Below are 21,242 nucleotides of genomic sequence, written 5' to 3'. Positions count from 1 at the left end.
CGGCGCCGTAGCCGTGGTCGCGGCAGGCGGCGTGGCGGCGGTCGCAGCCGTCGACGGTTTCATTGTCGATTTCGCAGGCGCTGCGCTTGTCGCGGCCGGCGTCTTGCTGGCCTTCGTGCCGCTCGGCGGTGCAGATGAGCCGCCGATGGTCAGCCCGGCCTGCTCCAGGTTCGTCACCGACTTCGTGCCAAGTCCTTTCACGCGATTGGCGAGATCGTCGGCATCCTTGAACGGGCCATTCTTCGTCCGTTCGTCGATGATCGCCTTCGACTTCACCGGCCCAAGCCCCTTTACCGCTTCGAGGGAGGTTTGGTCCGCCGTATTCACGTCGACGGCCGCAAACGCGACACCCATCGACAACGCAAGAGCCAGACACAGCATCAACAGCTTTTTAAGCATGACAAGTGCTCCAGGTTGAAAAACAAGAAGGAGGAATCGATGCCGGCCTTTCTAGAAGCCTGGCCAGGAAGCCCAACAAGCATAGGACAAAATGCGGGTCAGGATAATGGCAGCGACGCTCAGCCGGCACGGACAGGATTATTTTTTACAACATCGCCGGCGATTATTTTGCCGGTTGAGCTCAATCCCCTGTCCATTTTCGATTCTATTTAGCGATTATTACCAGACTCATGGCGGATGGGGGCGGATCGGTTCAGATTTAACCTTTCTCAGATTTGATTCCTGATATTTGCTTCTCATTAACCCTTTGCTTTGATCTTTGCAAATGCGCCGCGTACTTCGAACTTCACCGAATCGACCACCACGCCGTGGCCATCGACTAGTTCCAGCATGTGATGTCCCGGCCACGGTAGCCATGCCATTCGTCCCATCCGGGCAGAGGGGCCGGCCACTTTACCGTCCAGCCGCCACACGCTGCCGGCCGGGGCGCCTTGCGCGCTTTGGAACCAGACTCGCTGGCGCGCCGCGGGGATATCGGGATCGAGCGCGAAAATAGTGCCGTCGGTGGGCGTGGCGATCCGGGCCGCGCCGTTGCGCGCGGTCGCGCCTTCCGCGTTCGCCGACAAAGCGATCCGCGACATCTGCGTGCCGCTCAGGAACCAGTCATCGCGCGACGGTTCGATGTCGTTCTGATAAACGATCTTCGTACGCACCACGCCCGCTGGCGCGACCGGCGCGCGACTCGGCGTTTGCCGGTGCAGGTAGTTCACCAGCGCGGCCCACACGGGCGCGGCGCCCGTGACGCCGGATACGTCCCACATCGGCGCGCCGTCCGCGTTGCCCACCCACACGCCGACCGTATAGCGCGACGTGTAGCCGACCGCCCAGTTGTCGCGCATGTCCTTGCTCGTGCCGGTTTTCACGGCGCTGAAAAAGCGCGTGGCGAGGACGCTGTCGAAGCCGAAGGTACGGGTGCGCGCGTTGTTATCGGCGAGGATGTTCGTCACGATAAAGCTGGCTTGCGGGCTGAAAATGCGCTTTTCCGAAGCGGCAGATGAATACGCCGTCAGGTCGAACATTGGCCCGGTGACGCCACCGTTCGCGAGCGTCCGGTACGCGTTCGTGAGTGTCGCGAGCGTCACGTCGGCGCTGCCGAGCGCGAGGCTGAAGCCGTAATAATCGCCGGCTTGCGTGAGCGGCAGGCCGAGCGACACCAGCGTTTTCGCGAACCGGTGCGGCGTGACCATCACCAGCGTGCGCACGGCCGGCACGTTCAGCGACGACCCCAGCGCCGTGCGCATGCTCACCCAGCCCTTGAAATCGTGATCGTAGTTTTGCGGGATATACAGGCCGCCGCCGGTGGCGAGATCGAGCGGGGCGTCGTCGAGCAAGGAGGCTGGCGTGAGGCGCCTTTCGTCGATGGCTTGAGCGTACAGAAACGGCTTCAGCGTCGAACCAGCCTGGCGCAGCGCGACAACGGCATCGACTTCCGGTGCGTTCGATAACCCTCCCGCCGAGCCGACCCACGCGAGAATCTCGCCGCTGCGGTTATCGATGACGATCGCCGCGCCGTCGTGCACGTTGCGCTGATGCGCGCGCGAGTTGAGTTCGAGCAGGGTGCGCGCGAGCGAGTCGCGGGCGAAGCGCTGGAGGCGGGAGTCGAGTGTCGATTGGACGCGCGCGCCTGCTGTGGGATGCACTTCGTTGGCGACACGTCGTGCGAAGTGTGGCGCGAGCGCGTCATAGTCGGAGGAACACGGGGAGGCCGACGTAGTGCGTGTGAGCGTCAACTGCACGTAGCTATCGAGGTTCACGCAAGGGTCCACAGCCGATGACTTCGCGCGGTTCATGTCGCGCAAAATCCCGCACGTGCGCGCCGATACCTTCGCGTAGTTTGCGTTCGGCGCACGCACCAGCGCTGCCGTGAGCGCCGCTTCGCGTTCATTCAACCCGGATGGCAGCTTGCCGAATAAAGTCTGCGATAACGCCGACAATCCCACGATCTCGCCACGAAACGGCACGAGATTGAGGTATGCCTCCAGAATCTGATCCTTGCGCCATGCGTGATCGAGCCACAACGCGCCGACCGTTTGCGTGGCTTTCTCAGTAATAGAGCGTCGTCCCGGCCGGCGATCTTCATCGATTAGACCGGTCAGTTGCATGGTCACCGTCGATGCCCCGCGCGTGCGCGTATTCCACAAGTTCGCCCAGGCCGCAGCCGCCGCGCCGCGCCAGTCGACGCCGCTGTGCTCGTAAAAACGCTTGTCCTCCGACACGACAATCGCCTCGCGCAACGCCGGCGATACATCCTGCAACGCGACCCAGTCGCCGCGCCGTTCGGTCGTGTCGATACGCGTGCGCTGCAGCGGTTCGCCATCGCGCGCAAGCAGCACCCAGTCGGAACTGCGCCAGCCCGAGCGCACGTCGTCGAACGTCGGCAGCGCGTGCGCCGGGTTGGCGAACACGACGCAACCGGCAAGGGCGAGGGCGGCGCGTTTCATCGCGTTATTTGGCGGCGGCTAGCGGCGCGACGACTACGGTGGCGTTGGGAATTGCCCCGAACACGGACGGTGCGTAGAGCGCCTCTACGCGCGTGGGCGGCAGCCCAAACGTGCCCGCGTTGTTCAGCCGGACGGTGTATTCCACCTGCAATTTCCCCTTCGGCAAATAGTCGTAATACGCGCGATACCCGTCGAAACCCCGCTCGACAAACGCCGGCCACGCGCCTTGCGGACTCTTTTCGCCTTCGGTCGCCGCTTCGGAGTCGCGGCCGAGGCCCGAACCCAGAATCGTCGCGCCAGCGGGCACAGGATCGTTCACGACGACCCACGTCATATCGCTCTGAGCATCGATATCCAGATGCACCCGCACGATATCGCCGCGCGAGAACGTGCCTTTGACCGCCGGATCGATCGGCGTGATGGTTTTCGTGATTCGGTACCCTGCCGCGAACGGCGCTTTCAACGCGACGGCCGCGAGGCTCTCGATAGTTGCCCACGGCTTGCCGCTACCTTCCTGGGTGAGGTTCAGCGAACCCGCGCCCCAAGGCAACGTCACACTGCGCGGGTTTGTCGTCGAAACAGGTGCATTCCACGCGATGGCTTTCTCCGTCGCGCCAAGCGCGATATGCGTCTGGCCAGTAACCGGCGTGCTCTCGAACACGCGCGAGAAGCGCTGCACGGCGAGCTTGCCCCACAGGTTCGACGTCGTGGTTTGCCACGCGCCGTTCGTCTGCAACGCGAGCAAACCACCGACCAGGCGCGGCATTTCATCCTTCCACGCGGGGTTATCGGCGAAAAGAAGTGCCGTGCGTGCCGCGTTCGATTCCGGGCCAGTCATGAGCCAGTAGAGATCGTCATCGGCGGCGGTGGAGAAGGTCAGGCGCGTGCCCGAATACGTCAGCCGCGCGCGCAAGATCTGTTCGACCTGAGCGCGCTGGTCCTCGCGTTGCGGGATGCCGTCGACACGCGAAAGGATCGCGTAGTAATCGAGCAGCGCAGACGTTGGCCACTGATTCGGCGCGATGGTGATCGAACCGAGCATGCGCGGCGCGGCCAGGCCGTAGCGCGACAACGCTTCAATAGCCGAGAGCTTCACGAAGTCCAGATCCTGACGCGGCGACCAGAACTTGCGCTCGATCTTGCCTTCCGCGAAGTTGGTCAGCGCGGCCGCGAGTTTGTCGCGCAGATCGTCGGGCAGGGCGAAGCGGGGATCGGCTTTCGATGCTTCGTCGCTGACGGCGAGCAGATACGCCGACAACGCCGGACTGCCGTAAGGCCGCGAATCGTCGGCGGGCGGGAAGTAGTTCGCGAGCCCATCGCGATCCAGATACGAGGGCATGCGCGCGATCACCGTCTGCCATTGCGCGAGGTCGTCGAGACCCAACGCGCGCGACGTCTGCTGCTCCAGGCAACTATAGGGATAACGTTCGAACCAGCGGCGCACGCCCGGCAGACCGTCGGCGAGTTTCGGCTGCAACGTCACCGCAATACCACCACGAATCTGTCCTTGCGCCGATGCCACGGCGGCGTCCGGAGGCGCAACGGGCAACGCAAATGCGCCGTCGACCTGGGTGATCGTCGCCTGCTGCACGGTCACGGGAATCGCGGCGACCACGCGTTGGGTGAGTTTGACGGCATCGGCGGCTTGCGGACCGCCTTGTTCCGTCGCGTTCACCTGCCACTTCAACGTGCCGGTTGCAGCCATACCGATCGCATCGGGCGTCGTGACGTCCCACATGATTTCCCGCGACGAATCCGGGGCTAGTTCCACGGTTTGCGCTTTCAAATCGAGCGTCGGTACGTTAGGCGTCACGACCACCTGCATCTTGCGGGCAGTCGTATTGCGAAGCGTAAACAGCGCGCGAAACTGGTCGCCCACGCGTACGAGCGGCGGCAGACCGGAGATCAGTTGCAAATCTTGCGTGCTGCGTATTGATGCGCTTCCCGTGCCAAATTGCCCCGCACCTACGGCGCCAATTGCGACGATACGAAAGCTCGTCAACGCATCGTTGAGCGGCACGTCGACTGTTGCTTCGCCATTCGCATCGAGCGTCACGCGCGGGTTCCAGAGCAGGAGCGTATCGAACAGTTCTCGCGTCGCGCTATGTCCGCCGCCACCGCCTGCGGGCACAGCCTTACGCCCGAAGTGACGGCGTCCGATGATCTCCATTTGTGCCGTCGATGTCTCCACGCCATACGCGCGCCGCTGCAGCATGGCGTCGAGCACGTTCCAGCTTTGATTCGGCATGAGTTCGAGCAGGGCTTCATCGACGGCGGCAAGGGCGATCTGCGTGCCGGCGGGCGCGGGCTTACCGCCCGGTAGCGTTACACGCACTTTCACATGCGCCTTCGATCGCACGGCGTACGACTTCGCATCTGGCGTCACCGTCACGCCGAGCTTATGCGTGGCCGTGCCGACCTTGATCTCACCAAGCCCATATCGAAACGCGGGCTTCGACAAATCGACGAGCGGCGTAGGCGCTTCATATTGCCGGCCTTCGTACCAGAATGCGTGCACCCAATCGAGCGGCGCTTTCCAGCCCCAGGTAAAGAACGAATACCACGGTACTTCGTGAATCCGGCCGCGGATCGCGAGCACGGAGACGTACACGTTCGGCCCCCACGTGTCCTGCACTTTCAGTTCGACAGTCGGGTTCTTGCCATCCAGTTCGACGACCTTCGTTTCCACGATCCCCTCGCGCTCCACCGCCACCAGCGCGGTCGCGAAGCGAAACGGCATGCGTACCTGGAAGCGGGCGGTTTCGCCGGGTTCATAGCTTGTCTTCTCCGGCAACACATCGATGCGGTCAGTGTTTTCGCCGCCGAACCACAGTTGATCTTCACGCGTGACCCAGACGGACGTGGTCGCGTTTGCGACCCGGCCATCGCCGTCCTTCGCGACTGCAATCAAGTCGACGTTGCCGGCTTCCTTCAACTTTGCATCGCAAGAGAGCAGGCCGTGGTCGTCGCTTTTGCCGCTGCACAGCGTGCCGAGGTCTTTCGTTTCGGTGTGGTTGTCGTAGGCGTAGAAACCGCCCACCATGCGCTTGCGCGAACTTGTCATGGTCCGCGCAACGCCGCGGATTTCCAGAGCAACGCCGGCTCGCGGCTTGCCTTGTAAATCCACAGCGAGCGCCTGGACCGGCACAGCATTGCCGACCGATACCCATTCGCCTGCCTTGATGCCCGCAGCGACTGCTGCGGGCCAGAGCGTGGCATCGCCGCGCAGCGTCTGGATCTCGCCGTTCGGGTCCGCAAAGGTCGCTTCCAGCGCAAGCCGTTTCGGTGCTTCCACCACCGGCAGTGATTTAAGCGTAAGCGTTCCCGTGCCGTTGCGGTCGAGCGTCAGCGCGGTTTTATCGGCAACGAGTTTCGACGTAGAGGTGTCTTCCTGCGCGCTGGAGTTGTCGTCGTCGCCTTCGGTTGCCGGAGCGCTGGCGCCATCGTCTGCGGGTTTCTTGTACGGCGCAAAGCTGAACGATTCGAACTGCGAAGCAAAAGGCGGCGATGTGTCCTTCATCAACGCCGACACCTGCACAGGAAGATTCGATGCCGGTCCGCCCGACACATATTCAATCTGCACGGCGAGCGGCGCTTCGGTCGCGGCCACGAGCGCGCCTGTTTTCTGGTCGCGAACACCGATCGATCCTTTGAATACCGGCAGGCGAAATTCCTCCACGCGGAAGTTGCCGGTCTGGATGCTTGTGTGCCCCGACTCGGTGTCGCCGTTATCGGAGTCGGAGTCCGAGTCTGCCGAACCATCGTCCAGCGTCACGCTGTATTCACCGAGCTTCGCGGCGGCGGGAATCGGGAAGGTGGAATCGGCGCTCTTATCGGCAGCCCATTTGAGCGGCAGATGATAGGTCTGCCCACTGCCCTCGTGGCGGATCGTCACGCGCGAGGGCAGATGCGCGGGAAATTCAAAACCATTCAGCGTTTCCTCACGCATCAAATGTTTCATCGATACGGTTTCGCCCGCGCGTAACAACGTCCGGTCGAATATGGTTGTGGCGCGCGTGGTCTGATCGCGGCTCATATCGGTTGGCACATTGAAGCGCCACGACTCGATGCCGCGATTCCAGTCCGAGCGCACGAATGCCATGTCCGGTCCGGTCTTCGGGTCGTCGACGCGCGCCGAGACGAAAAAGCCGGAATCGTCGATGCTGTTTTCATCGCAAGGACGCGCCGATGCCAGCGGTTTGCCGATTGTCGCAATGCCATGCAGGTCGGTCTTTGCGACGGCAATCTGGTCGCCGTTGCAATCTGTCACGCGCACTTGCGCATTCGGCACGGGTTTGCCGCTATCGAGCGCGGTCACCCAGACGATGCTGTTCTCGCGGCCCTGCTTGAAATGCACACCAAGGTTCGTGACGAGCACGGAGGTGCGCACGTACATGGCTTGTTGCTTGCCGAGGAGTGACGCACCCAGCGCCGACGATGCCAGTTCGACCACATAGAAACCCGGTTTCGCAAGCGGAATACCGACCACTTCGAAGGGCCTTAAGGACTTCGGATCGACTTGCGGCACGCTCAGGGTTTCGACACCGGGCTGCTTCGCCAGCAACGACAGCGAACGTATATCGATCTGCGGGTCCTTCGCCGTGCTGGTCGACGTGAAGACCGGCTTGATGCCATTGCTGAGCGCTTGCGGCATTTGCCGTTTGATCTCGTCGACGGACATCGAAAAGCCGTCGAAACGATCGACGGTTTTCATCCAGCGGCGGATCTCGGTATCGGCATCGACGCGCAGTTTCGTCACGCTCGACGCGCCCGCATTGAGCCCGTTCACTTTCAGGTCGGCTTCCACGTGACGCAGCGTCACGGGCAGCATGGCGGGCATGTTCGGTTCGGCGAAACGCTCGATGATCCCAAACGTAGACGATGAAAACTTGGCGAGCGGTGGCATGGGCGCCGTCGATGTCTTCAACGGGAAGAGATCGGCGTTCGACAGCGGGCGGCCACTGGAATCCTTCAGCCCACCAGGCAGTTCTATCGATAAATCCGCGTGTTCAGGCAACGGCGCCGCGAACTGTACGCTCGTGATGTCGTTGTCTTTTTCATCGGGATCGAACTGCGGCGAGGTCTTGCCGCCCGGGCCGTGCAACATGATCTTCGCGGCGTCCGCACGCGGCACGGGTGAGCTGAAGCGGATGCGCAGCGGCCGCAACGGCGTACAAGGCGCTTTGGCGTTTTCGCGTTCGCACGAGAAACTCGCGGTGAAGGGTTCGCGGACATCGAAGTCGAAGCGTTTCTCCACGTCGTTGGCGAGCCCGCTCGGGCCGCTCACGCCTGCGCCGTACACGAGTTGCATTTTCGTGGCGGCCGGCAGCGTCTGCTGGCAGGCGAGCGTGAGCACGCGTGCGCTGTCTTTCTCGAGGCGGAAGTGTTTGAGGAGGGCGGTGCGCGAGTTGGCGTCGACAGTCTTGACGGGAATCCGGTTGCCCAGTCCATTCGATTCGCACCAGATGTGTTGCAACGCGGACGCTTCTGTGGCGGGGCCGTTCAAGCGCAGCACGAAGATCTGGTTTTCTTCTATCTCGCCACCGTCGGGCATGACACGCGTGACGAACGGGCCACCGGTCTCGAAGCGGAACTGGCGTGGGCCGCTCAGCGCGGTGCCCGCGGTGGACTTGAGGCCGTCTTCCAGTGCTACCGAGCAGCGCATGCCGGGCGTGAGGTCTTGCGCGAAATCGAAGGCCCAGGTTTTATCGTCGATCCAGTGGCCGGAACCCGCCGATGCGCCTCCGCTGCAATGCACCCGGGCCGGTGCTTTGGCGGCTGGGTCTCCGAACGCGATCATGGCTTCGTCGAACTTGACCACCACTTGCCGCGCCTGGGTGACTTTGCCTTGCGGCGACACGCTGAGCGTGCGGGCGGCGTCGGCGCGATGCGTGCTGGCGAGAAAGCCAATGGCGAGCAAGGAGATGGCGGTGAGCGTCGCCAGCGTCCAGCGTTGTTTTTTTATGACGCGGATCATCGCACTCGTTCCAGAATGGCCAAAACGCTGGCGATTTTACCGGAGTGTTACGTCATCCTTGCCAGTTGTTTTCATTTTGCGACAAGACGTTGCAACTTGATTGCATCCGATGCATGGTTGTTGCGCTCGAAGTCAAACCGGCTCAGCCTCGGTGCGTGCGCTGGGAATATGCCGCGTACTAACGCGCCGCCAGTAAAGAAACAGCCCCATGCCCGCCGCGCCCAGGCTCACCGCGTTCGCTACCCAGAAGCCGCGCGCGCCTTGCAGCCACGAAGGCGCGTAACCGCCTACATCGAAGCCAAGCAGATATCCGCCGCCCAGTCCGATGCCCCACAATGCCACCGCATAGATCACGGTGGGCACGACCGCCACCTTGTAGGCGCGCAGCACGAACGCCGTGGTGATCTGAAGGGCATCGAAGAAATGATAGAACACGACAATCGCCAGCAACGGCATGGCTGCTGCTATCACCTGGCTGTCCGGTGTATAGGCCTCAAGCAAATAAGGCCGCAGGACAAACAGCATCACCCCGTACACGCATGCAATACCGCACGACAGCGCAATGCCGTGGCGCGCGAGCGAACGGGCGGCGTCGAAACGTTGCGCGCCGAGCGCTTGCGAGACGAGCGTGGCGGACGCCACGCCAATGGACAGCGGCGTCATGTAAAGCACCGCGCCTATATTGCCGGTGATCTGGTGTCCGGCCAGCGTGGTGGTGCCGAAGTGCGAGATGAACAGCGCCATGAACGTGTACGACGTCACTTCGATGAGATACGACAGCCCCATCGGAATGCCGAGTTTGAGCAACGCCTTCTGGCGTTGCCACACGGGCCAGCAAAACCGCGAGAACACGCCGAACGGCCGGAAGAACTCGACACGCACAAGCACGGTCAACCCGACAAGGGCTATCAGCCAGTTGATCAGCGTGCTCGCGATGGCGCAGCCCGGACCGCCAAGCGCCGGTACGCCGAAACCGCCGAAGATGAACCACAGGTTGAGCGGGATCTTCAGCATGAGCGCGCCCACTTGCAGGAACATCACGAGGCGCGGTTTGCCGACGGCGTTCGTGAGCGAGCTATAGACTCGAAACGCGAGACTTGCGGGCAATCCCAGCGACAGGATGCGCAAATAGGAGAGGGTGCGCTCATGCAGCGCGGGCGGGGCATCGGCGATGCTCAGCAGCGGTTGCGGGAAATACAGGCAGATGAACCCAATCACCGACAACACCGCCGCCAGCCACAGCGCCTGCCGGACTTCCTCGCCGATCTCGGCTTCACGCAGTGCGCCAAACAATTGCCCGGCGATCGGCTGCAATGCCGTCAAGATGCCCGTCAGGCCGATATAGACAGAGATGTAGATCGACGAGCCGAGGCCGAGCGCCGCGAGATCGGTGGCGGAATAACGGCCGACCATGGCCGTATCGATCACGCCGAACGCGATGATCGCCAACTGGCCGATCAGCACCGGCCAAGCGAGCGCCGCGATCTTGCGGACATCCGGCCACATGGTCATTTGCCGGCCGGGCGCAGCGACTTAGGCTGCGGCCGTTTGACCGGCGGAACAGGCCGTTCGATGCGCACATATAACCTGAAACGCTCGTCACGGTCGGCCACGCGCCGGCCTTCCCATACGAGCTTCCATTCGAACGCCGAGATCGACGACGGCTCGCCGAAGTCCTGCGTGTCCTGGCGCAGGATCACGTCGCAGTCTTCATCGAAGGCGAAATGCATGCCGCCGAAATACGCGAAGGTCGCGATCTGCGCATCACCCAAACGCACCGGGGAAATGCAGGTGTAGTCAGGCGGCAGATGATCGGCAATCTGTTCCGCCACGTCGCGATACGTCCGGCTGTAGTTCACCACCGGCAGCCACAGCGTCATCAGCAGCACCCACATCAGCGTCGTGCCGGCGCTCGACAGCACCACGCTGCGCCACAACACCTTCGGGTGGCGCGCGAGACGCCAGCGCGCCAGCGAGAACCAGCAGACCGTCACGGCCACCGCGCACACGAACGACAGGATCTTGAACTCGGGATGGAAACCGGGTGCGAGCCGTGCGAGATTGCGCGCGAGCGGCGCGGGGAAACCGAACAGACCCGCGCTCCAGACCAGCCAGACGAAGGTGGCGAGCAGGGTGAAACTCAACATCGCGAACCAGTCGATGGCGTTGATCGCGCCGCGCTTGAGCGTGGGCAGCGCGAAGGTGGCGAGTACGGACAGCGGCGGCAGCAACAGCATGAAGAGGCGGTTGGACTGATGGCTCTGCAAGATGACGAGCACCAGCAGCGGACCGATCACCGACACCGGCACGGCGACGTGGGGCGAACGCCGCAGGCCGCTCCAGCTTACGAACGTCCAGATCGCAAGCGGCCACGCGGGCCACGTGAACAGCGGCAGGTTCTTGAAGGCGTAGGAGAGCGCCAGGATCGGCGAGCCGGAGAAGGAGTCGAAACTGTTGCGCCACCATTGACGCAACCACCATTCGCCATCGTCGGGGTAGAAATGCAGCACCGTCCACACCCAGGCGCCGATCATGATCACCGCGACCGGCACGCCGATTGCGAGCATATGGTACGGCCGCACTTCCCGAACGATGACGGTCATCGCCAGCGTGCAGAGGAGCAGCGCGAGCACCAGCACCGGACTGCTCGACAAGCCCACAAAGCCGATCGCTGCGCCCCAGACGAGCGCTCCCTGGACCGGTTTGTCGCAACCGCGCACAAGGCCGTAGAGCAGCATGGCGGTGCCGGCGAACTGGGCAAGCTGGGGCGTGGTTTCGTGCCCGCGTTCGGCGAGGCCGAAGCAGGCGAGCAGGATCAGCAGGGCGCCATCGGCGAGCGTACGGCCGTAGTCGCGCGGCTCAGGTTCGCCGCCGAATGCGTATTTGAACGGTTGCGCTTCGTCGCGCCGGCCGAGCAGATAGGCCGTATACCAGACGAACGCGCAGGCGATACAAAACAACAATCCGGTTACCACGCGCGATGCATTGCTTGCATCGACCCAGGGGCTAAACAGGCGGATAAAACCCGCGCCGAACCAGTAAACGAACGGGCCGTCGGCAGTGAGCGCCTTGCCCACCAGGTTCGGCAGCAGCCAGTCCTTCACGCTGCCGTTGGCCATCGTCCACATCACGCCGAAGCCCGCCGCATCCTCGTTTTTCCACGGATCGCGGCCGAACAGTCCAAACGACGCGTAGATGATACAAATGGCAAGCAGCATCCAGCGTGGCAGGGCACTGGTGGCGGAGGCGGTCAGACGGACGACATTTCGCATGCGTTTGGCGACAGGGAACAAGACTGATGGAGCGATGGAGCAACGTGGCAGCGCCCGATGGTTGCACGGCGCGTGTTTTTCGTGGCTTTAAGGGTCGTGCGATTTTTACCGAATCCGGCATTGTAGACGGGCGGCGTCGCGCGCGTCATTGCGGTGCGTGTCAGCCTCGTGCGTTCGACGGGCCGAGTCCATCGGATTGGCTCCAAACCGGCCCTTGCGCGGGTTGCAGAGAAGATACAGACGAAAAAAAGGCAGCTTTCGCTGCCTTTCTTCGAATCCAGCTTTGCGGCTGTCTTCCCGTACTAGTCGAATGACTCGACTTACTTCTTCGTCGAAAACGCTGCGAACTTCTTGTTGAACTTGTCGACGCGGCCTGCCGTGTCCATGATCTTTTGCGTACCGGTGTAGAACGGATGCGATTCCGACGACACTTCGATCTTTGCCAGCGGGTACGTCTTGCCTTCGAACTCGCCGGTTTCGCGCGTGTTGATGGTCGAACGCGTGATGAACTTGAAATCATTCGACATGTCGACGAACAGCACTTCGCGGTAATTCGGGTGAATGCCTTCTTTCATGGTCTTTCCTTGGTATCTGTCGGTAGCCAGCCCACCCGATTGCGGGTTTTGCGCGTTTTTGCAAGCCGATCTTGCGAGCGCGAGCCACTTGCCTGAGGTCGAAAAACCGCGATTATGCCAGAAAATCAGTCGTTTGGCATGTTTTCAGGGCGTTGCGGCCGTCACGCTTGCGTGAGCGCGCCAACGCCCGCCGGATCTTGCCGGTAATAGCGCGCGAGCAGGCGGTATAACTCCGGATATTCGCGCTCGAACGCCGCCGGCTGGACAAACAGCGCCTCGCTGCAGACCGCGAAGAATTCCGACGGATGATCGGCAGCGTAGGGATCGATCAGCGAATCACGTTCGAACCGCCCCCAGCGGCGGGCGGGAATCGCGTCGACCTGGGCGCAGAAATGGTCGTAGGCGTGATCGAAGACGTCGTTCCAGGCGTTGGAGTCGAGCGGCGCGTGCCAGCGACGGAAAAGCGGCGGATGGCCGTCTGCCTCGCCGTTCAGCATGTCGATCTTGTGCGCGAACTCGTGGATCACCACGTTGTACGCGTCCTCGCCATCGGTCATCTGCGCGTCTTCCCACGACAACACGACCGGCCCGCCTTGCCACGCTTCGCCGCTCGCGTCCTGCTCGATCTCGTGCACCACGCCGTCCTCATCTTCCACCGTCTTGCGGATCACGAACTCGCCCGGATATACGATCACGCCCACCCAGCCGCGATACAACTCCAGGCTCAGGTTCAGCACCGGCAGGCAAGCCTGCACCGCGATGGCGACGATCATCGCGTCGGTCAAGGGCAAATCGTGGGCAGTCGAAAACTCCTTTTCCGCGATAAAGAGCGTCGTGCTTTCACGCAGGCGGGCGCGATCGGCGTCGTCGAGATGGCCGAAAAACGGCAGGCGATCGAGCGTGGTTTGCCAGAGTGCGTCGTCGATGGCGTACTTGCGCAGCGCGCGCTCGCGACGATTCCCGCTGATCAGCCGGGTCAGGAAATTGGCCATGAGGTCCGTATCGTTCTGTCGAACTCAGTCGATCTGTTTTTGCCAGAAGGCGAACACACCGCCGCAAATCGCGACGCCCATCAGGAAATAGAAGCCGTCGAGCGAAGCCAGGAAGTTCGCCTGCTGCGTGACCGTGCGGGCGATGGTCGCGATAGCGAGCGCGTGGGCATCGACAGCCGAATGACCGGCCGCCGCGAAGCCGTTCGCCAGCGCGCTTGCGGCATTCTGATACTCAGGATTGTACGGATTCACGGCCTCGGCGAGACGCGACTGGTGCAACGCTTCCCGATGTTGCTCGACGATAATCACCGCCGCCGTCGCAAACGACAGCGTCAACTGCCGCACAATATTCTTCAGCCGGTAGCCGTGCGTGAACGCTTCGATCTCGAAGATCCTGAACGTGAGGTTGGCGACGGGCAGCACGATGAAAAGCAGCAAGAGTCCACGCAGCAGCATGGGCAGGATCAGATCGCTTTGGGCCACGCCCGGCGACATTCGCGTCATCAGCCATCCGACCAGCGCCGCGATTGCAAAACCCGGCACGATGATCCATTTCTTGCGCGGCACGTACTTCGTGTACCTGAAATACAGGAACAGCGCGGAGCCTGAGATCAGCGACGTAATGCCGACCAGCCGTCCCGTGTTTTCGACCGGATAGCCAAGTCCCTGTTCGAGGAATCGCGAGATCAGGTAGCTGAATCCCGTCGACTCGAAGTAATAGAACATGTACAGCACGAGGCCGATCTGGAACGAGCGTTCGCGCAGCGCGTGAAGGCGCACGAGTGGTGCTGGGTGATGCCACTGGTGCCACGCAAACCAGGCGAGGGCGCCGATACCCGCCACCGTGAGCAGCACGAGCGCAGGCGATGTACTGAAGTGCACGAAGCGCACTTGCTGCATCACGATCTGTAGCGCGCCTTGTGCAAACGCAAACAACAAATACGGCCAGAAACTCGTCGCGCTACGTTCCTCTCGCACCACATTGCCCGAATCAGGCAATGCGAGCATTGCCAGCACGGCGAACGCAAGCCCGGCGGGTGCGGTGCAGGCGAACAATGCGCGCCAGTCGAAATGCGACACGAGCCAGCCGCCGAGCAAGGGCGCAACCGCGCTGCTGCCCACGATCAGCATCAGGAACGCACGCGTGGCGCCGGCGCGCTTTTGTGGCGTAAAGCTGACCTGGATCAGAATCCGGCAAGCGCCCATCATCGGACCGATGAAATAGCCTTGCAGACCGCGCGTGAACATCAGTTGCAACGAGGTTTCGGTGAGCGCCGACATCATCGCGCCGCACGCGTACAGCAGCATGCAGCCCGCCACGTAACGCCGGTGCCCGAGACGGTCGACCCACCATTGTTGCTGCAGGATCCCGAGCACGGCAGCGACCGCGTAAGCACTCGATGACCACACGAGTTCGTCCGGCGATGCATTGATGCCGCCCGCAATGTAGCTGGCGAAAAACGAGAAGATGGCGTTGTCGAAGTAGTCCAGCCCGGTCACGAGCGCGAGCACCCACGGGAAGAAGTCACCGCGCAAGCGTTCGACGGTGAACACCGGCGCCCGAGCGCTCATTACTTCTTGCTCCCGGCTTTGGCGCTTGCCTTTCGCTGCTCGAGCAGGGCGTCGGCAGGCTGGCCGGCGAGCCTCGCTTCCACATAATCCAGATCCAGGCGCAGCTCGGCGCGCACGGCCTGCGCCTCCTTTAGCTCGCGGCGCACCGACTCGATGCGGGTATCGATCGACTCGAGTTGCTGCTGCAAGCCCTGCCGGATATCCGCCAGCGAATCCGGCGAGTAGCGGTTCTGGCCCGCTTCGGTTTTCTCCAGCGGCCGCTTGAGCATCTCGACAATGCCATGCAGCGAAAATCCCAGCGATCTCAGCCGCAGAATCCGCCCGAAGCGTTCCAGATCGGTTTCGTCATATAGCCGATACCGCCCCTCGCTCCGGCTGGGCGTAACGAGACCGCGTTCTTCGTAGTACTTCAGCGTGCGCGGGGTGACGCCCAGACGTTCGGCGGCATCACGTACGGTTAGTAGTTCGCTGGACATGGCGCTGGCCGATGGCTTTATCGGCGAATGGAAATGTCCCGAAATTATAAACTAACGTGAACGTTCACGTTCATGTTGTCAATGGCATCGCCCGTTTCGGCAGACGAAAAAAAGCCGCCCGCGAATGCGGGCGGCTTTCATCTCTTGGACCAGTGCCTGAACTTAAGGGTAGAACTTAACTACCGCCGCGGCGCATCAGGTCGAAGAATTCGGCGTTGTTCTTGGTCTGGCGAATCTTGTCGAGCAGGAATTCCATCGATTCGACTTCGTCCATGTCGTGGATGAACTTGCGCAGCACCCAGACCTTTTGCAGCAGGTCCGGCTTGATGAGCAATTCTTCGCGGCGTGTACCCGATTTGTTGAGGTTGATCGACGGGTAGACGCGCTTTTCCGCGAGACGGCGTTCCAGGTGCACTTCCATGTTGCCCGTGCCCTTGAACTCTTCGTAGATCACGTCGTCCATGCGGCTGCCGGTTTCGATCAGTGCCGTGCCGATAATGGTCAGCGAACCGCCTTCCTCGATATTGCGCGCAGCGCCAAAGAACCGCTTCGGGCGTTGCAGCGCATTCGCGTCCACACCGCCGGTGAGCACCTTGCCCGACGCCGGCACAACCGTGTTGTAGGCGCGCGCGAGACGCGTGATGGAGTCCAGCAGGATCACCACGTCGTGCTTCATTTCGACCAGGCGCTTGGCCTTTTCGATCACCATTTCCGCGACCTGCACGTGGCGCGCGGCCGGTTCGTCAAAGGTGGAGGCGATCACTTCGCCGGCCACCGAGCGCTGCATTTCCGTCACTTCTTCCGGGCGTTCGTCGATCAGCAGCACGAACAACACAATATCCGGATGGTTCGATTTGATCGCGTGCGCGATGTGCTGCAGCATCACGGTCTTGCCCGATTTCGGCGATGCCACCAGCAAGCCGCGCTGGCCCTTGCCGATAGGCGAGATCATGTCGATGATCCGGCCCGTCACGTTCTCTTCGCCGCGCATCTCGCGCTCGAGCGGCATAGGCTTGTTCGGGTGCAGCGCCGTCAGGTTTTCGAACATGATCTTGTGTTTCGAGGCTTCCGGCGCCTGGCCGTTGACCTTGTCCACCTTGACCAGTGCAAAGTAGCGCTCGCCGTCTTTCGGCGTACGCACTTCACCTTCGATGGTGTCGCCGGTATGCAGATTGAAGCGGCGGATCTGCGACGGGCTGATGTAGATGTCGTCTGTGCTGGCGAGATAAGAGGTCTCGGGCGACCGGAGAAAGCCGAAGCCGTCCGGGAGTACTTCGAGCGTGCCGTCGCCGAAAATCGTGTCGCCGGTCTTGGCGCGCTTTTTAAGAATCGCAAACATCAATTCCTGCTTGCGCAGTCGATTGGCGTTTTCGATCTCCAGGCCATTGGCCATTTCGATCAATGCGGAGACGTGCTGAGACTTGAGCTCGGATAAATGCATACGGATTTCCCGCCAGGGAGAAGAGGTACAACAGAGAATTTGGGAGGAGAAGTGAGCTGAACGCTCAAGGACCTAAACGTCTTGCTGTCTTAAGAAACGTCTTGCAGTCTTAGGATTCTAGCATAGCACATGCCGGCAGGGCCTCGGGTGCCCGTGGTGACAGCGTGATTCATGCATGTTGTGACCTCACAACATTCTGCTGGAATCTCACGTGCAGCTAATTGCTTTTATCGTCTTTACTTGTATTACCCCGGTATTACCCCGCTGCGAACCGGGTGGCCCGGCTCAGACCCCGGGTCGTACCGCCGGGGTGCTGGAGGGCAGCTATTCCACAAAAGCCGGAAACGCCGTTGCGGGCGTTCCGGCTCCGGATCACAGATTGCTGTCGAGGAACGCGGTCAGTTGCGACTTCGACAATGCGCCGACCTTCTGCGCGGCCACTGCACCATTCTTGAACAGGATCAGCGTGGGGATGCCGCGCACTCCGAACTTCACCGGCGTCGATTGATGCTCGTCCACATTGATCTTCGCGATCTGCAGCCGATCACCGTAGTCCTTGGCCACTTCGTCGAGGATCGGCGCAATCATCTTGCAAGGGCCGCACCATTCTGCCCAGAAGTCGAGCAGGACGGGTTTATCCGATTTCGTGACGTCCTGGTCAAAGGATGCGTCGCTGATATGTTTGATCGATTCGCTCATTATGTGAATACCTCTATGAATTCGAGGCCCGCGTTGGAATGCTCGCCACGATACACCAAAACAGGAAATAGTTCGCCGCGCCGCGGGGTGTAGAGCCGCTCGCTTGGGTGGGCGCGAAAACGTTGCCGAATAAGTCGCGTTTTGCCCGTCACACGGTGTTTAACCGGTGCTTCAGATTGTCATCTTAGCTTACTTTGCTATCTGTTGCCGGGTACCGATAGGTCCCGTCTGGACGAATTTCCGAAGCGCGATTTCGCGGGGCATTCGTATAGTGGGCGTAGGCGAGCCGCCCGGTCCGATGCTCGGCAATCGTGATTGCGAGCAGCTTGGTGGTGGGCGCGGCGATCCTTCTCTGATATGATTCGACGTGACGGGCCTCCTCGCATGGTGGCGCGGTCAACCTGGTCAGGTCGGGAACGAAGCAGCCACAGCCGTTTTCTACCAGTGCCGAGGGTCGGGCTCGTCACCTTCGCTTTTCTTCGTAGTTGTTCTTCGCTTTATTCTCCCTCGTTTTTCCAGATTCTTCTCGGCGTTTGTTCGTCGTTCCCTCCGTTTTGTCGCTCGTTTCAAACTCCTCGACTTTCGGGTTCCGTTAAGTCTGGTGTTAAGTCTGTTAAGTTTTGCGTTTTCGCGCGCTTTTTCCTCACCGTTTTGCCCTCGACGACACCGTCCCGCCCGCATGCGGTGCAGGTTTCGTCGCCCGGCTTCGATCGGCGTGCGGAGCTTGGGGAAACGCTTTTGCCTCTTGACGTTGCTGATACAATTTCGGCATGACCTATCAAGTTCTCGCACGCAAGTGGCGGCCCAAATCTTTCGCTTCGCTCGTCGGCCAGGAGCACGTGGTTCGTGCGCTCACGCACGCGCTCGACGGCGGACGGCTGCACCACGCCTATCTGTTCACCGGCACGCGCGGTGTCGGCAAGACGACACTGTCGCGCATCTTCGCGAAGGCGCTCAATTGCGAGACCGGCGTGACATCCACGCCGTGTGGCGTATGCCGGGCGTGCAAGGAAATCGACGAGGGACGGTTTGTCGATTATGTGGAGATGGACGCGGCCAGTAACCGCGGGGTGGACGAAATGGCGGCGCTGCTTGAACGCGCCGTGTACGCGCCAGTCGACGCGCGCTTCAAGGTCTACATGATCGACGAAGTGCACATGCTCACGAACCATGCGTTCAACGCGATGTTGAAGACGCTCGAAGAGCCGCCCGCGCACGTCAAGTTCATCCTGGCCACCACCGATCCGCAGAAGATTCCGGTCACTGTGCTGTCACGCTGCCTCCAGTTCAATCTGAAGCAGATGCCGGCGGGACATATCGTCGGGCATCTGGAGCATGTGCTGGGCGAAGAGGAAATCCCTTACGAGCCGCAGGCGCTGCGACTTTTGTCGCGTGCCGCCGACGGCAGCATGCGCGACGCGCTTTCGCTCACCGATCAGGCCATCGCGTATTCGGCGAACCAGGTTACCGAAGAAGCTGTGCGCGGCATGCTCGGCGCACTCGACCAGAGTTATCTGATCCGCTTGCTCGATACGCTTGCAGCCGGCGACGGGGAGGGCGTGCTTGGCATCGCAGATGAGATGGCCTTGCGGAGTTTGTCGTTTTCCACCGCGCTGCAGGATCTGGCCGGCTTGTTGCACCGGATCGCGTGGGCGCAATTTGCGCCGGCTGCGGTGCTGGACGAGTGGCCGGAGGCTGCGGACATTCGTCGTTTCGCCGACTTGCTCAGCGCCGAGCACGTGCAACTGTTCTATCAGATCGCGACGATCGGGCGCGGCGAGATGGGCCTCGCACCCGATGAATACGCCGGTTTCACGATGACCCTGTTGCGCATGCTTGCGTTCGAACCCGCCGGTGGACCGGGCGGAGGAGGCGGTGCGCGGGTGAAGCCGGTGGTTGTGGGTTCATCTAATGCGGGTACGCGCGAATCGGCGCCGAGTGGTGTCGCAGCTGGCGCGGCAGGTTCTTCGGACACCGGAGCTGCAAAGCCGGTGATGAATCGGGTAGCCGATGTCGCTTCGAAGGGAGCCGCAGCGCCGGATTCGGATCGGGTAAAAACGCCACTTGCAAACGATGCAAGTCAGGCGGTGGTGTCCGAGCGTAGTGTCGCCGGGAATGGACGCGGTTTGGTTTCCGCGTCGACGCCGCAATCGCGCGAGGGTCTTGCCGCGAGCAGCAATGAGGGCGTTGTTGTTGAGCCGGAGCCTGCGCAAACCGCTGGGGTCATCGACAACGCCGCTGCCTCTTTGCCCCATGAAAGCGATTCGCGCGATGCGGTGGAAACGAAGGCTGACACCCTTAGCGCCGGGCGTGAAGTTGCTGCCGATGTCGGCGGCGTGGACACGGCGAATGCGAAAGAAGGCGTTGCTGATGCATCGAGTGCGTCGACTGTCATTTCCGCTGGCCCCGACTTGCCTGAGCCGACCGATCTATCTGCAGCGCCACCGCCTTTCGCTGACACACCTTCGGCAATAGCCGATGTCAACGAATCGGCTATTCCTGCATCCGAACCGGACACCAACCCGGCGTCGCTTGCCGCAGCACCTCGCGCACTGGTCGAACGCGCTGTTGCAGATCGCACGGAAAACCAGGCCGTGCCGCCGACTGAAAAAAACGTATCGTCGCGTGCGCCGGGCGGCGCCAGCGCAGCGCTCGATGTGTTGCGCAGCGCCGGCATGCGGGTATCGTCAGATCGCGGTGTACGCGCTCCTGAACCTGTGCGCAAGCCTATGGCCCCGAAGGCCACGCCTACCGTGCAGGTTCCGGTGCCACGCCGACCTGCTGCTTCGCCGGATCAAAGCGCGGCGCCGGCAGCGGGCGACTCCAGGTTCGGCGGTTCCCAGCAGAACGCGAACGGTAATAACGCAAGCGGTAGCGGTGCCATTGCCAGTAAGAACACCGGCGGCGCAACCCCTCCCTGGGAAGAAATGCCGCTGGACGACTATCAACCGGTATCGTCGGAAGAGGGCTATTTCATGCCGCCCGACGACGGTTTCATGCCGGCGTTTGACAGCGGTCCCGATGACCTGCGCTTCAACGATGCGCCCGCCGCCAAGCCCGTGCTCAAGGTCGATGCACGTCCACTTCCGCCTGCCGTTCCACTCGATGCCATCGGTGTGAGCGGTGACTGGCCATCCCTTGCTGTGGACTTGCCGTTGAAGGGGATCGCTTATCAACTCGCCTTCAATAGCGAACTGACGGCCTGCGATGCTGCATCCATCACGCTTACCGTGCCCGTTCCGCAATACGCGGAAAGCGCGCAGGTCGCGAAGCTGAAGGCTGCGCTCACCGACAAGCTCGGCCGCCCGCTCGAAGTGAGTGTGAGTGTCGGACCGGCG

At 61.8% G+C, this 21,242-nt stretch carries 12 protein-coding genes and 1 other RNA gene; 2 read left to right on the top strand and 11 right to left on the bottom strand.

Annotation, left to right across the window (positions count from 1 at the left end; translation table 11 throughout):
* The 11 genes from EOS_RS39480 to trxA all read right to left on the bottom strand — a co-directional run.
* The coding region (locus tag EOS_RS39480; protein ID WP_047897669.1) for a ComEA family DNA-binding protein at positions 1-399 on the bottom strand (399 nt) is incomplete at its 3' end.
* A 299-nt stretch (positions 400-698) separates the two neighbouring features.
* Positions 699-2,900 (bottom strand): penicillin-binding protein 1C, encoded by a 2,202-nt coding sequence (gene pbpC / locus EOS_RS39475; RefSeq protein ID WP_047897668.1) that lies wholly within the window; start codon positions 2,898-2,900, stop codon positions 699-701.
* A 4-nt stretch (positions 2,901-2,904) separates the two neighbouring features.
* The gene (locus EOS_RS39470; protein ID WP_047897667.1) at positions 2,905-8,877 is read right to left on the bottom strand and encodes an Ig-like domain-containing alpha-2-macroglobulin family protein; all 5,973 of its coding nucleotides are present in this window, start codon (positions 8,875-8,877) and stop codon (positions 2,905-2,907) included.
* Positions 8,878-9,009: 132 nt separating this feature from the next.
* Complete coding sequence (locus EOS_RS39465) at positions 9,010-10,383, bottom strand: MATE family efflux transporter (RefSeq protein ID WP_047897666.1); 1,374 nt, start codon at positions 10,381-10,383, stop codon at positions 9,010-9,012.
* A 2-nt stretch (positions 10,384-10,385) separates the two neighbouring features.
* Positions 10,386-12,149, bottom strand: coding sequence for an ArnT family glycosyltransferase (locus EOS_RS39460; RefSeq protein WP_047897665.1), 1,764 nt, complete (start codon positions 12,147-12,149; stop codon positions 10,386-10,388).
* 320 nt (positions 12,150-12,469) lie between these two features.
* The gene (locus tag EOS_RS39455) at positions 12,470-12,724 is read right to left on the bottom strand and encodes a type B 50S ribosomal protein L31 (protein ID WP_047897664.1); all 255 of its coding nucleotides are present in this window, start codon (positions 12,722-12,724) and stop codon (positions 12,470-12,472) included.
* Between the two features lie 161 nt (positions 12,725-12,885).
* Positions 12,886-13,716, bottom strand: a complete 831-nt coding sequence (locus EOS_RS39450; protein WP_047897663.1) for a M90 family metallopeptidase — start codon at positions 13,714-13,716, stop codon at positions 12,886-12,888.
* A 24-nt stretch (positions 13,717-13,740) separates the two neighbouring features.
* The gene (locus EOS_RS39445) at positions 13,741-15,288 is read right to left on the bottom strand and encodes an MFS transporter (protein WP_047897662.1); all 1,548 of its coding nucleotides are present in this window, start codon (positions 15,286-15,288) and stop codon (positions 13,741-13,743) included.
* Positions 15,288-15,764, bottom strand: coding sequence for a MerR family transcriptional regulator (locus EOS_RS39440; RefSeq protein ID WP_047897661.1), 477 nt, complete (start codon positions 15,762-15,764; stop codon positions 15,288-15,290). The genes EOS_RS39445 and EOS_RS39440 overlap by 1 nt, the downstream gene beginning before the upstream one ends.
* 175 nt (positions 15,765-15,939) lie before the next feature.
* A complete protein-coding gene (gene rho, locus EOS_RS39435) occupies positions 15,940-17,205 on the bottom strand; it encodes a transcription termination factor Rho (protein WP_047897660.1) in 1,266 nt (421 codons plus the stop codon).
* Between the two features lie 372 nt (positions 17,206-17,577).
* Positions 17,578-17,904, bottom strand: coding sequence for a thioredoxin TrxA (gene trxA, locus EOS_RS39430; protein ID WP_031356443.1), 327 nt, complete (start codon positions 17,902-17,904; stop codon positions 17,578-17,580).
* Between the two features lie 369 nt (positions 17,905-18,273).
* Here trxA and ffs point away from each other — a divergent pair.
* Positions 18,274-18,372, top strand: an RNA gene (gene ffs / locus EOS_RS43945) — signal recognition particle sRNA small type.
* A gap of 302 nt (positions 18,373-18,674) precedes the next feature.
* A partial coding sequence (gene dnaX / locus EOS_RS39425) for a DNA polymerase III subunit gamma/tau (protein ID WP_053064204.1) occupies positions 18,675-21,242 on the top strand: 2,568 nt, incomplete at its 3' end.

Origin of the sequence: Caballeronia mineralivorans PML1(12) (assembly GCF_001028175.1) — a bacterium.
GTDB lineage: Bacteria > Pseudomonadota > Gammaproteobacteria > Burkholderiales > Burkholderiaceae > Caballeronia > Caballeronia mineralivorans.
The sequence above is the reverse complement of the archived record's forward strand: the minus strand, read 5'-3'. Positions and strand labels throughout refer to the sequence as shown.

What these genes read in the sequence shown, in the direction of transcription:
- EOS_RS39450 (WP_047897663.1), bottom strand. Translation starts at nt 13,716, where the DNA reads ATGGCCAATTTCCTGACCCGGCTGATCAGCGGGAATCGTCGCGAGCGC.
- rho (WP_047897660.1), bottom strand. Translation starts at nt 17,205, where the DNA reads ATGCATTTATCCGAGCTCAAGTCTCAGCACGTCTCCGCATTGATCGAA.
- EOS_RS39440 (WP_047897661.1), bottom strand. Translation starts at nt 15,764, where the DNA reads ATGTCCAGCGAACTACTAACCGTACGTGATGCCGCCGAACGTCTGGGC.
- EOS_RS39465 (WP_047897666.1), bottom strand. Translation starts at nt 10,383, where the DNA reads ATGTGGCCGGATGTCCGCAAGATCGCGGCGCTCGCTTGGCCGGTGCTG.
- EOS_RS39470 (WP_047897667.1), bottom strand. Translation starts at nt 8,877, where the DNA reads ATGATCCGCGTCATAAAAAAACAACGCTGGACGCTGGCGACGCTCACC.
- EOS_RS39460 (WP_047897665.1), bottom strand. Translation starts at nt 12,149, where the DNA reads ATGCGAAATGTCGTCCGTCTGACCGCCTCCGCCACCAGTGCCCTGCCA.
- trxA (WP_031356443.1), bottom strand. Translation starts at nt 17,904, where the DNA reads ATGAGCGAATCGATCAAACATATCAGCGACGCATCCTTTGACCAGGAC.
- EOS_RS39455 (WP_047897664.1), bottom strand. Translation starts at nt 12,724, where the DNA reads ATGAAAGAAGGCATTCACCCGAATTACCGCGAAGTGCTGTTCGTCGAC.
- EOS_RS39445 (WP_047897662.1), bottom strand. Translation starts at nt 15,288, where the DNA reads ATGAGCGCTCGGGCGCCGGTGTTCACCGTCGAACGCTTGCGCGGTGAC.
- pbpC (WP_047897668.1), bottom strand. Translation starts at nt 2,900, where the DNA reads ATGAAACGCGCCGCCCTCGCCCTTGCCGGTTGCGTCGTGTTCGCCAAC.